Annotated in this window: 11 protein-coding genes; 5 read left to right on the top strand and 6 right to left on the bottom strand. The window is 71.5% G+C overall.

All coding sequences use genetic code 11. From position 1 onward, the window contains the following. Positions 1-12: 12 nt before the first annotated feature. Positions 13-948: a helix-turn-helix transcriptional regulator gene (locus QRT05_RS05465; RefSeq protein WP_289445932.1), complete on the bottom strand. Its 936-nt coding sequence runs from the start codon at positions 946-948 to the stop codon at positions 13-15. Positions 949-1,029: 81 nt separating this feature from the next. Between QRT05_RS05465 and QRT05_RS05460 the strand changes: the two genes are divergently transcribed. Continuing rightward, positions 1,030-2,052, top strand: a complete 1,023-nt coding sequence (locus QRT05_RS05460) for an alpha/beta fold hydrolase (protein WP_289445931.1) — start codon at positions 1,030-1,032, stop codon at positions 2,050-2,052. Here the strand turns inward: QRT05_RS05460 and QRT05_RS05455 are convergent. After that, positions 1,996-2,595 (bottom strand): hypothetical protein, encoded by a 600-nt coding sequence (locus tag QRT05_RS05455; protein WP_289445930.1) that lies wholly within the window; start codon positions 2,593-2,595, stop codon positions 1,996-1,998. The two genes, QRT05_RS05460 and QRT05_RS05455, sit on opposite strands and share 57 nt — an antisense overlap. A gap of 329 nt (positions 2,596-2,924) precedes the next feature. Between QRT05_RS05455 and QRT05_RS05450 the strand changes: the two genes are divergently transcribed. Continuing rightward, positions 2,925-3,566 (top strand): DUF5343 domain-containing protein, encoded by a 642-nt coding sequence (locus QRT05_RS05450; RefSeq protein ID WP_289445929.1) that lies wholly within the window; start codon positions 2,925-2,927, stop codon positions 3,564-3,566. Further along, entirely contained in the window at positions 3,566-4,153 is a 588-nt protein-coding gene (locus tag QRT05_RS05445) for a Swt1 family HEPN domain-containing protein (protein WP_289445928.1), read from the top strand. The genes QRT05_RS05450 and QRT05_RS05445 overlap by 1 nt, the downstream gene beginning before the upstream one ends. A gap of 128 nt (positions 4,154-4,281) precedes the next feature. On the opposite strand, the gene ychF is transcribed toward QRT05_RS05445, so the two are convergent. From ychF to QRT05_RS05430, 3 genes are read right to left on the bottom strand one after another with little or no spacing between them, the layout of a single operon-like run. Beyond that, positions 4,282-5,361 carry a redox-regulated ATPase YchF gene (gene ychF / locus QRT05_RS05440; RefSeq protein WP_289445927.1) on the bottom strand — a complete coding sequence of 360 codons (1,080 nt, stop codon included), beginning with the start codon at positions 5,359-5,361 and terminating at the stop codon, positions 4,282-4,284. Positions 5,362-5,389: 28 nt separating this feature from the next. Continuing rightward, positions 5,390-6,949 (bottom strand): hypothetical protein, encoded by a 1,560-nt coding sequence (locus QRT05_RS05435; RefSeq protein WP_289445926.1) that lies wholly within the window; start codon positions 6,947-6,949, stop codon positions 5,390-5,392. After that, positions 6,925-7,701: an ABC transporter ATP-binding protein gene (locus tag QRT05_RS05430; RefSeq protein ID WP_289445925.1), complete on the bottom strand. Its 777-nt coding sequence runs from the start codon at positions 7,699-7,701 to the stop codon at positions 6,925-6,927. Before QRT05_RS05430 ends, QRT05_RS05435 begins: the two co-directional genes overlap by 25 nt. A 77-nt stretch (positions 7,702-7,778) precedes the next feature. On the opposite strand from QRT05_RS05430, the gene rmuC reads away from it, so the two are divergent. Beyond that, on the top strand, positions 7,779-9,173 hold the full coding sequence (gene rmuC / locus QRT05_RS05425) for a DNA recombination protein RmuC (protein WP_289445924.1): 1,395 nt from the start codon (positions 7,779-7,781) through the stop codon (positions 9,171-9,173). A gap of 41 nt (positions 9,174-9,214) precedes the next feature. Here the strand turns inward: rmuC and QRT05_RS05420 are convergent, their stop codons facing one another. Further along, positions 9,215-10,285 carry a 4-hydroxy-3-methylbut-2-enyl diphosphate reductase gene (locus tag QRT05_RS05420; protein ID WP_289445923.1) on the bottom strand — a complete coding sequence of 357 codons (1,071 nt, stop codon included), beginning with the start codon at positions 10,283-10,285 and terminating at the stop codon, positions 9,215-9,217. Between the two features lie 135 nt (positions 10,286-10,420). On the opposite strand from QRT05_RS05420, the gene xseA reads away from it, so the two are divergent. Further along, positions 10,421-11,695 carry an exodeoxyribonuclease VII large subunit gene (gene xseA / locus QRT05_RS05415; protein WP_289445922.1) on the top strand — a complete coding sequence of 425 codons (1,275 nt, stop codon included), beginning with the start codon at positions 10,421-10,423 and terminating at the stop codon, positions 11,693-11,695. Positions 11,696-11,761: the final 66 nt, after the last annotated feature.

The following is an 11,761-nucleotide window of genomic DNA, read 5'->3' as shown; positions in this document are numbered from 1 at the left end:
CGCGGGGTCCCCTCACGGTCCGCCGTATCGCTCAGCCAACACCTGGCCGATCGAGGCGAGGTGGTCCCGGACCCCCTGGGGGCCGGTGACCTCGACCCAGTCGACGAGCCCGGCGAGCTCGCCGGCGAGCATGCGCTCGTCGCGGCCGCGGATCACCACCTCGATGCGGCCGTCGGTCGTGGAGCCCCCCACCTCCAGCCGGCCGCCGAACGCGATCCGGAGCACGTCGATCCCGTCGGGTGCGCACACCGCCTGGATCGCGAGAGGCGTGCGAGCGCGGTCCACCTCGTCGGCGATCTCGCGCCAGCTGTCCGCGAGATCGAAGTGGTCGGGCCGGCGCACGGGATCGTCGGTCGGGCGGGCGGACGACACGCGATCGATCCGGAAGGTCCGTCGGCCCGCCTCCGTGTCGCAGACGAGGTACCACGACGGCCCCTTGGAGACGATGCCCAGCGGATGCACCGTCCGCTGGGTCTCGGTGCCCGCGCGGTCCACGTAGCCGAGCCGGACCTGGACGCCTCGGATCACCGCGTCCTGGAGCTCGTCGAGGTGGCGGGGCAGGACGTGCTCGGCCCGGCTGGATCCCCAGCGCCGGACGTCCACGACCGACGACGACGACGCGGCCTCGGCGTCGTCCCGGAAGGTCTCCGGGAGGGCACGCACCAGCTTGCGCAGCGCCGCCTTCACGGCAGGCGTCGCCGCCGAGGCCGGTCCGGCAACCAGGAACAGCGCACGCGCCTCGCTCGCGGTCAGTCCCGACAGGTCCGTGCGCGCCCCACCCACCAGTCGCCAGCCGCCTCCGCGACCCTGCATCGAGTACACGGGCACCCCAGCCACGGCCAGGGCGTCGAGGTCACGGCGTGCGGTGCGCTCGGAGACCTCCAGCTCCCGGGCGACCTCCGCCGCGGTCACCTGCTCTCGCTGCTGCAGGAAGAGCAGGGTGGCCATCAGACGGTCAGCGCGCACCCGACGACATTGGCACATCTAACCGGTCATGAGATGACCGGTTACGCCCCGCAGCATGGGGACATGACCTCACAGACGAGCACCTCGACCCACGACCGCTTCCCGAGCCCCACCATCGTCCACGTCAACGGGGTCCAGCTCGAAGTCTTCGAGGCGGGCCGGCACAACGCAGGGCGACCCGTGGTGCTCTGCCACGGCTGGCCGGAGCACGCGTTCTCCTGGCGCCACCAGGTGCCGGCCCTGGTGGCCGCTGGCTACCACGTCCTCGTCCCCAACCAGCGTGGCTATGGGAACTCGTCACGCCCGGACGAGGTGACGGCGTACGACATCGCGAGCCTGTCGGCCGATCTCGTGGGGCTCGTCGACCACTACGGGTACGACGACGCGATCTTCGTGGGCCACGACTGGGGCGCCTTCGTCGTGTGGGGGCTGGCCCTGCTGCACCCGGACCGCGTCAACAAGGTCGTCGCGCTGAGCCTGCCCTACCAGGAGCGCGGGGAGACGCCGTGGATCGAGTCCATGGAGGCCGTGCTCGGCGAGGACTTCTACTTCGTCCACTTCAACCGACGTCCCGGTGTCGCCGACGCCGTGCTCGACGGCAACGTGCTCCCGTTCCTGCGCAACCTGTTCCGCACCAACGTCCCGCCGGCGCCGCCTGAGCCGGGCATGGCGATGATCAACCTGGCCCGAGCCGCAGCACCCCAGGGCGATCCGCTGATGAGTGACGACGAGCTCGCTGTCTTCGCGTCCGCCTTCGAGCGCTCGGGGTTCACCGGGAGCATCAACTGGTACCGCAACCTCGACCGGAACTGGCACCTGCTCGCGGACGTGGACCCCGTCATCACGCAGCCGGCGCTGATGATCTACGGCGCGCGGGACACGATCATGCGCGCGGAGCGGCTGTCCGAGTTCGTGGCCGACGTCGAGGTGGTCACCCTCGACAGCGGTCACTGGATCCAGCAGGAGCGGCCCGACGAGACCAACCGCGCGATCCTGGAGTGGCTCGCGCGTCAGGAGGCGGCTCCCCGGTCACGGTCGGCCGAGCCGACGCCGACGGGGACCTCCGACACGATCACACCCGGCTGAGATCCGGTGCGGCGGTTCCAGCTCCGGCCGGGAGAGTGGCCGTTGGCGACGCCACCTCATGGAGTCCTCCGGGCGGCGGTCGACGACGAATGGCCAGGGAAGGGCGGCTGTTCCTCGGCGCCCGTCACGCGGGCGCCAGCCCCGCCGCCGACGTCCCGCGCGTTCCTCGTGGCGTGATGACGATCGGTGCCGGATCGTCGAGCCCGGCACGCAGTTCGACGTGCGACCACGAAACGGCAGCGCGCGCGAAGACCGGTCGAGCACCGTCCACATCTCCTCGCGGTCCGTACCGGCGAAGTAGAGGTCGTACTGGTGATCGCCGACATCGTTCCCGTCGATCCACCCAGCGTCAGCGGTCTGGAGCGCCTCGTCGGCCTCCAGCTCGGTGGCAAGCAGACTGTTCATGGTCTCCATGTCGAACGTCGCCTCGGTGTCGCCGAACGTCACGACCACCCAGTCGTCAGGTTCGCCGCTTGCGGCACCGCCTGGCCAGCGCGTCGCACAGGCAGCCAATCCGCCGACCACCGCTACGAGCGCCGCCATGCCGAAGGCGAGCCTGACCGGACTGAGACCCGCACCTGCCGCTCGTGGAGGTCGCGGACGCGTAAACAGTGCGCCGCGCGCCACCGCCCCTAGACGTTGAATCGGAACTCCACCACGTTCCGTTCTCGAGCAACACCTCGATGACGTTGGGACCAGGTCGCCCGGGTCACGCCAGGGACTGAGGGGCGAGCAACTGCCGCGCACCGACGCGCGGACACAGCGCGGCTGAAGGTCGTGCCCACAGATGTATTGAAAGCCGCCCGCTTGACAATGCCTTCTGCAAGCATGTGCCCATCCAAGGCACGCAAGCACGAGAAGGAGGCTCGACCGTGGCCGACGACGCGAGCAGCAAGGTCCCCTACCTCCAGGCCTACGGCAACCTCAAGAAGGCCCTGGACAAGATCACGAAGGCGACCGTGCCACCGAAGTTCACCCAGGACTTTCTCTCCACGACGCTCGACCTGTCAGGCGGCGGCGCGCGCCCGGTTGTCCCGTACCTGAAACGAGCGGGATTCCTGACCTCGGACGGCACACCGACCGACCTGTACAAGCAGTTTCGGAACGCGTCGATGCGCGGCGCGGCCGCCGCGCGAGGAATGCGGACCGCCTATTCCGATCTATACGCAGCCAACGAGTACGTCCACGATGCCAACGACAAGGACCTCAAGGGCCTTATCGTCCAGGTCACCGGACTAAGCGAAGACTCCAAGCTCATCCCCTCCATGATCGGCACGTTCAAGACGCTAAAGGAGTACGCGGACTTCGACGCGAACGGCGACCTCGGCCCCGGCCAGCAGGGCAACGACGACGACGAAGACTTCGGAGGCGGCAGCCAGGGCGGGGGCGGCGGGTCAGGCGATCACGGCAGCAACATCCGCCTCGGCTACACGATCAACCTGAATCTCCCCGCCACCACAGACATCGCGGTCTTCAACGCAATCTTTAGGAGCCTCAAGGAGCACCTGCTCTGATGGCGAGGGATGACGGGCTGAAGATCTTCCTCATGACTGCGCAACTCATGGAGGAAGACCTAGACACGGTTGAGCAGGATCTGGCGCTCGACCTCGGACGGGCGCGGAACGCGTCCACCGGTGAGGCCGGCGACTACTACCCCCAGATCGAGCACGCGTTCCGCGCCGAGGCGAAGGAGATGGCGCCGCACTACGAGGTCTTCTACTCGCTCGAACGAACGATCCGGGCACTCGTCGCCGACTCGCTCGAGGCAGCGGACGGCGCGGGGTGGTGGAATGACCCGAGCCGCGTTTCACCGAGGATCAAGGACGACTGCGAAGCGCGGCTGAAGAAGGAAGAAGACACCGGTGTCACCCTCAGGTCGGAGGATCCCCTCGACTTCTCCACGTTCGGTGAGTTGGGTCAGATCATCACGAGCAACTGGGACGTGTTCGGCGCACTCTTCAAGAGCGAGAAGGCGGTCACTCGGATCATGGCCAACCTCAACACGCTTCGCGGCCCAATCGCTCACTGCACGCTCCTGGCCGAGGACGAAGTCGTGCGGCTGCGTCTGTCCGTGCGGGATTGGTTCCGTCAGATGGAGTAGGCGGTCCTGTGCAAGCCCGCGATGCCGCGCTTCTCGACCTCGCCGCGCACCGTCAGTGTCGCTTTCGACGCGGTGTCACGCGCACAGCTGATGCCCAGTCAGGGACGCCTACCTGCGAACACGCCGATTCACACGTTGAATCGGAACTCCACCACGTCGCCGTCCGCCATCACGTAGTCCTTGCCCTCGATCCGCGCCTTGCCGGCGGCGCGCGCGGCGGCCACGGATCCGGCGGCGACCAGGTCGTCGAACGAGATGACCTCGGCCTTGATGAAGCCCTTCTGGAAGTCGGTGTGGATGACGCCGGCGGCCTGCGGGGCGGTCCAGCCCTGGTGGATGGTCCAGGCGCGGGCCTCCTTCGGGCCGGCCGTCAGGTAGGACTGCAGGCCGAGGGTGTGGTACCCCGCGCGGGCCAGCTGGTCGAGGCCCGCCTCGTCCTGGCCGTTGTCCGCGAGCATCTCGCGGGCCTCGTCGGGCTCGAGCTCGACGAGCTCGGACTCGAACTTCGCGTCGAGGAAGATCGCGTCGGCGGGGGCCACCAGCGCGCGCAGCTCGTCCTGCAGGGCGGTGTCGGCGAGGCCGGCGTCGTCGGTGTTGAACACGTAGATGAACGGCTTGCTCGTCATCAGCTGGAGCTGCGCCAGGTACTCGGGGTCGATCTTGCCGCCACCCGAGAACAGGGTCTGGCCCGACTCGAGGACCGCGAGCGCCTCCTGCGCGGCGGCCAGCAGACCGGCGTCGGCCTTCTTCGCGCGCACCTCCTTCTCGAGGCGCGGCACCGCCTTCTCCAGGGTCTGCAGGTCGGCGAGGATCAGCTCGGTGGCGATGATCTCGATGTCGTCCTTCGGGTTCACCGCGCCCGAGACGTGGACGACGTCCGGGTCGGCGAACACGCGCGTGACCTGGCAGATCGCGTCCGCCTCGCGGATGTTGGCCAGGAACTTGTTGCCCAGGCCCTCGCCCTCGCTCGCGCCCTTGACGATGCCGGCGATGTCGACAAAGGAGACGGTGGCGGGCAGGATCCGCTCGGAGCTGAACAGGTCGGCGAGCACCTGCAGACGAGGGTCCGGCAGGGGCACGACACCCACGTTGGGCTCGATCGTCGCGAACGGGTAGTTCGCGGCGAGCACCTGGGCGCGGGTCAGTGCGTTGAAGAGGGTGGACTTGCCGACGTTGGGCAGGCCGACGATGCCGATGGTGAGTGCCACGGGCGTGCAGTCTACGTGGCGGTCCTCGTCAGGTGAACGCGAGGATGCGCTGCAGCAGCACCGGGCCGTTGCGCTCCAGGGCCCGGCCGCCGTACCGGACACCGAGCAGCAGGAACGTGATCCCGAGCGCCACGCCGACCAGCAACGTCGCCAGGCCGAGCGCGACCGAGCCGGTGTGGACGGCCACGACCGCCAGAATGACCTCCGGCGCGCTGGCCAGCAGCAGCGCGAACCAGCCGCCGAGCTGCGAGGTCAGGGCTGCGGTCGACGCACCCTGCCGGGTCTGGAACGGGCTCTCGCCGGGCTGCTGGACGGGATAGACCACGTACGCCGAGACCACGCTGGCGATCCCGAGCGCGGTGAGCAGCAGTCCCAGGCTCGCCCCCAACACCGGCACGACGGCCGCGGCGCGGTGGGTCAGCAGCGGGAAGCCCACCGAGAACAGCACGACGGTGGGCAGGCCGATGGCGCCGGCGGCCAGCACCCGGCCCCATCGGTCCGCGGTGCCCCGGATCGGTGCGATGACATGGGTCCAGAAGGCCGATCCGTCGTAGGCGACGTCGGCGGAGATGCCCCAGCCCAGCAGGAAGGCCGCGACCGGGCCCGCCAGGATGAGCGCGCCGCCGTCCCGGTCGAGCACCCACAGCACGACGGGGGCCACGGGGACGATCGCCGCCGCCAGCGCGTAGCGCGGGTCCCGCGCCCAGTAGGTGAGGCAGCGTGCCGTCACCGCGCCGACCGGCGTGGGCGGCAGCCGGTCGAACCAGCCCAGCCCGCGCCGCTTGCCCGACGCCTCGCTGTGCGCCGGGTGGACGAGCCCGTACGCGAGCGCGCGCTCCCAGACGACCGCGACGACGGCGAGCGAGCCGAGCGCCACGAGCGCGTGGCCGCCGGCGAGCCCCCAGTCGCCCGCGGCGACGTCGCCCGGGATCGCCCACGGCGCGCCGAACGGCGTCCACGCGACGAGGTGCGAGAAGGGCCCGAGGTCGTCGGCGTCGACGCTGACGCCCGAGGTGAAGCGGCCGACGAGCGGGCCGAGCAGGAGCAGCGGGAGGACCGCCAGCGCGGCCATCGCCTCGCGCACGCGGCGGCGGCCGACGATTGGGAGCGCGGCCGTCGTGGTCGCCCGCGAGCCGACGACGGCGAGGGCGAGCCCGACGACGGCAGCGACGAGGCCGGCGAGCAGGGCAGGCGCGTCGCGCCACCACACCGTGCCGATCGAGAACGAGGCGATCGCGGTCATGGCGCCGGGGACGCCGATCACGCCCGCGAGGGCGAGGCCCGTGAGCAGTGAGCGGCGCGACACGGTGAACGTGGCGAACCGCGCAGGGTCGAGCGTCGAGTCGACGCCGAACGAGATGAGCGGGACCACCCACCACGCGAGCACCATCACCGCGCCGACGAGCACCGGCACCGACCTGCGCAGGTCCTCGTCGCCGACGCTCAGCGCGATCATCCCGATCACCAGCATGGCCAGCACCGACAACCCGTACACAGCGCCGACCACCAGGCCGACGAGCTGCCACGCGCTGCGCCGCAGCCCGTTGGCCACGAGCTGGAGCTTCAGTCGGAGGATGTGCGCAACCACGCGAGCCCCTCCCCCGTCACCCGGCCACCGACCAGCTCCACGAAGCGCTCCTCGAGACTGGCGTCGCCGCGCACCTCGTCGACCGTGCCCGCCGCGAGCACGTGACCGCCGGCGATCACCGCCACGTGGTCGCACATGCGCTGCACCAGGTCCATCACGTGGGAGGAGACGATGACCGTCCCGCCCGACGCGACGTACGACGTGAGGATGTCGCGGATGTTGGCCGCCGACACGGGGTCGACGGCCTCGAACGGCTCGTCGAGGACCAGCAGCTTCGGGGCGTGCACCAGGGCGCACGCGAGCGCGACCTTCTTCGTCATGCCGGCCGAGTAGTCGACCACGAGCGTCTGGGCGTCACCCTCGAGAGCCATGGCCCGCAGCAGGTCCGCCGTGCGCGCGGCGACCGTGTCGCGGTCCAGGCCGTGCAGAAGCCCCGCGTAGGTGATGAGCTGGGCGCCGGTGAGCCGGTCGAACAGCCGGACGCCGTCGGGGAGCACACCGAGCAGCCGCTTGACCTGCGTGGGGTTGGCCCACAGGTCCTGGCCGTGGACCCGCACCGTGCCGAAGTCGGGCACCAGCAGCCCGGTGGCCATCGACAGCGTCGTGGTCTTGCCTGCGCCGTTGGGGCCGACGAGGCCGTAGAAGGAGCCCGCGGGGACCACGAGGTCGATCCCGGCGACCGCGATCTTGGCGCCGAAGCGGCGCCACAGTCCGTCGAGCTGCAGCGCGGGGGCCGGGTGGGTGTCGGTCACCGACCCACGATAGGCGGGCGGACTCACGCGGGCATCGGCCGATCAGGCGTGTCGGCGGTGGGTGGGACGCTGCGGCCATGGACGGATTCCCGATGGGTCTCGCGCTCGGGCTGCTGCTCGGTGCGCTGGTCGCAGGCGTGCTGGCGTGGTCGGCGGCGAGCCGGCGGGCGGACGCACAGGTGGGCCGCGCGCAGGTCGAGGCCGCGCGTGCCGAGGCCCTGCTGACGGCCGCGCGCGAGCGCCAGCTCGAGGCCGGTGCGGACGCCGAGCGGATGTCCGACCAGTTCCGGGCGTTGGCTGCCGAGGCGCTCGCCACCAGCTCCGACCAGTTCCTCGCGCTCGCCTCGCAGCGCTTCGCCGCAGACCACCAGACGCAGGTGGGCGAGCTCGCGCAGCGCGAGCAGGCGGTGCGCGCCATGGTGGAGCCGCTGGCGCGCACGCTGGACCAGGTGCGCGCCGAGCTGTCCACCGCGGAGCGCGCCCGCATCGACGGGCAGAGCGCGCTCGGCGAGCAGGTGCGGGCCATGCGGACGGCCTCCGACCAGCTCCGCGTCGAGACCGCGCAGCTGGTCACCGCGCTGCGCTCGTCGCAGGTGCGCGGCAGGTGGGGGGAGCTGCAGCTGCGGCGCGTCGTCGAGGCGGCCGGCATGCTCGCGCACGTCGACTTCACCGAGCAGAGCCAGGTCCGCACGGACGACGGCCTGCTCCGGCCCGACATGGTGGTGCGGCTGGCCGGCGGCAAGCAGGTGGTCGTCGACGCGAAGGTCGCGTTCGTGGGCTTCCTCGAGGCGAGCACGACGAGCGACGAGGCGGTCCGCGTCGAACGGCTGGCCGCGCACGCGCGGCACATGCGCAAGCACATCGACGACCTGGCCGCCAAGAAGTACTGGAACCAGTTCGAGCCCGCCCCGGAGTTCGTGGTGATGTTTGTCCCCGCCGAGTCGTTCCTGCACGCGGCGGTCGAGCAGGACCCGACGATCCTCGAGTACGCGTTCGACCGGGACGTCGTGATCGCCACGCCCGTGACGCTGCTGGCGCTGCTGCGCACTGTCGCGTACGCGTGGCGGCAGGACGCGCTCGCGGCCAACGCTCAGGCGGTGCTCACGCTGGGCAAGGAGCTGCACGGGCGGCTCGCGACCATGGGCGGGCACCTGGCACGGCTCGGGCGGGCCATCGACGGCGCGGCCGAGGCCTACAACAAGACGGTGTCGTCGCTGGAGACGCGCGTGCTGGTCAGCGCCCGCCGGTTCGCCGAGCTCGGCGTGGTGGACGGCGACCTGCCCGCACCGCCGCCGTCGGACCCGCGGCTGGCGGCACTGGGCGCGCCCGAGCTCGTCGCGTCCGAGCAGGACCAGATCGTGGAGCTGGACGGGCGCGCGACGCGCGACGCGCGGGCGTGGGCGCGCGAGCAGGCGTGGGCCGAGGGGGCGCACCAGAACGACGAGGTCAGGCGCAGCGCGGAACCCGGATGAGTCCGCGCGGCAGCGCGGGTCAGCTGCGGGTCAGCTGCGGGTCAGATCGGGTCGAGACCGAGGGCCCGGCGGCCGTCGTTCGACGGACGCGTCTCGCGGGACAGGCGCGGCACCGGGTTTCCGGCCGCCTTCAGGTCGGCGCGCAGCTCGCGCGGCAGCGAGAACATGAGGTCCTCGGTCGCGGTGCGCACCTCCTCGACCGTCCCGAAGCCCAGCCGGTCGAGAGCCTCGAGGACGTCGCGCACCAGGATCTCCGGGACCGACGCGCCGGAGGTGACCCCGACGGTGGTCGCGCCGTCGAACCACCGCGCGTCGAGCTCCGCCGCGGTGTCGATCCGGTAGGACGAGCGGGCCCCGGCCTCGAGGGCGACCTCGACCAGGCGCACCGAGTTCGACGAGTTCGCCGAGCCGACCGTGATCACGACGTCGCACGAGGGTGCGATCTTCTTCACGGCCACCTGGCGGTTCTGGGTGGCGTAGCAGATGTCGTCCGACGGCGGGTCCTGCAGGTTGGGGAACCGCTCGCGCAGGCGGCGGACCGTCTCCATGGTCTCGTCGACCGAGAGCGTGGTCTGCGAGATCCAGACCAGGCGGTCCGGGTCGCGCACCACGACGTCGTCGACGGCGGCCGGCGAGTTCACCACCTGGATGCGGTCGGGCGCCTCGCCCTGAGTCCCCTCGACCTCCTCGTGCCCGTCGTGCCCGATGAGCAGGATGTCGTAGTCCTCGGCGGCGAACCGCACGGCCTCCTTGTGCACCTTGGTCACCAGGGGGCAGGTCGCGTCGATCGTCTGCAGCGACCGGGCCGCGGCGGACGCGTGCACGGCGGGGGACACACCGTGCGCGGAGAACACCACGCGGGCACCCTCGGGAACCTCGTCGGTGTCGTTGACGAACACCGCGCCGCGCGCGGCCAGGGTCTCCACGACGAACTTGTTGTGGACAATCTCCTTGCGCACGTAGACCGGCGCGCCGTAGTGCTCGAGCGCCTTCTCGACCGCGACGACCGCGCGGTCGACTCCTGCGCAGTAACCGCGCGGGGCGGCGAGCAGCACGCGCTTGGTGGTGGTGCCGGGCGCGGCGTCGTGGACGGCGGTCGAGGCTAGGGTCACGTCGCGAGTGTAGTTCGGCAGCCGCGACCATCCCTCGGTGAGGTGGCGGTCCTGCACCCGCCCGGCGCGGATCCTGCGCGTCGTGCACACAGGCACGCGGCCCGCCTGTCGGTGCGATGGTGCAGGCTTGAGCGCGTGAGCATCGAGAGGGTCGAGCAGCCGGGGCCAGCCGAGGGCGCCGCCGCCGTCCTGCCGCTGCCCCTGCGCGCGGGCGACACCACGCCCGAGCGTCCGTGGCCCGTCCGCCATCTCGCGCCCAAGATCTCGGACTACATCGCCAAGATGCCGCCCGTGTGGGTGGAGGGGCAGGTGCTCAACTTCAAGAAGTGGAACACCCTGTACTTCCTCACGCTGCGGGACACGGATCTCGACATGTCGCTGTCGGTCACCGCCCCCGCGGCGGCGATCGCGAAGATCGCGCAGCAGGTCAACGACGGCTCACACATCGTGGTGCACGCCCGGCCGCGCTTCCACGCCAAGAAGGGCGACCTGACGTTCGCCGCCGACGACGTCCGGCTGGTGGGTCTGGGCGAGCTCCTGGCGCGCATCGAGCACCTCAAGGGGGTGCTGGGGGCGGAGGGGCTGTTCGACGAGCGCCGCAAGAAGCCGCTGCCGTTCCTCCCGCGCGTCGTCGGGCTCGTCGTGGCTCAGCAGGGCGACGCCGAGCACGACGTGGTCTCCAACGCGCGCGGCCGCTGGGCCGCCGCCCAGTTCGAGATCCGCCGCGTCACCGTGCAAGGACCGCGCGCGGTCCCGGAGGTCAGCGCGGCCATCGCCGAGCTCGACGCCGACCCGCGCGTCGAGGTCATCGTGGTCGCGCGCGGAGGCGGGTCGTTCGAGGACCTCCTGCCGTTCAGCAACGAGTCGCTGGTGCGAGCGGCGGCCGCGTGCCGCACACCGCTGGTCAGCGCGATCGGCCACCACCTCGACTCTCCGCTGCTCGACCTGGTCGCCGACCTGCGCGCGTCGACCCCCACCGACGCCGCGAAGCGGATCGTGCCGGACGTCGGCGAGGAGCGCGCCCGGCTCATCCAGGCGCGGCAACGCTCGCGCGCCGCGATCACCGCCCGCCTCGAGCGCGAGCGTCACGCCCTGGAGCACTGGCGCAGCCGACCGGTGCTCGCCGCTCCCACCACGCTCGTCGACCAGCTGGAGCACCGGCTGCACGCGTCGCGCGACGCCGCTCGCCGTGCGCTGGACGGCGCGCTGCGCCACGGGCATGCGCAGATCGTGGGGCTCGCGGCCCAGGTGCGTGCGCTCTCGCCGGCCGCCACGCTCGACCGCGGGTACGCGGTGGTGCAACGGGCCGACGGCCACGTGGTCCGGGACCCGGCGGATGTCGACGGCGGGGACCGTCTGCGCATCCGGGTCGCGGCCGGCGAGCTCGCGGCCGACGTCGTGGAGGCCTGACCCCGCCCGGTTCCGGCGCGACGGCGGCGCAGGAGCGGGCCGACAGACGTGAGGGGCGTCGGCTGT

The organism is Cellulomonas edaphi, assembly GCF_030362815.1.
GTDB classification, from domain to species: Bacteria; Actinomycetota; Actinomycetes; order Actinomycetales; family Cellulomonadaceae; genus Cellulomonas; species Cellulomonas edaphi.
Note: the sequence above shows the minus strand (reverse complement) of the source record. Positions and strands in the feature narration are given on the sequence as shown.

Coding starts and splice junctions, on each gene's coding strand:
- QRT05_RS05465 (WP_289445932.1), bottom strand. CDS start 948: ATGGCCACCCTGCTCTTCCTGCAGCAGCGAGAGCAGGTGACCGCGGCG.
- QRT05_RS05460 (WP_289445931.1), top strand. CDS start 1,030: ATGACCTCACAGACGAGCACCTCGACCCACGACCGCTTCCCGAGCCCC.
- QRT05_RS05455 (WP_289445930.1), bottom strand. CDS start 2,595: ATGGCGGCGCTCGTAGCGGTGGTCGGCGGATTGGCTGCCTGTGCGACG.
- QRT05_RS05445 (WP_289445928.1), top strand. CDS start 3,566: ATGGCGAGGGATGACGGGCTGAAGATCTTCCTCATGACTGCGCAACTC.
- rmuC (WP_289445924.1), top strand. CDS start 7,779: ATGGACGGATTCCCGATGGGTCTCGCGCTCGGGCTGCTGCTCGGTGCG.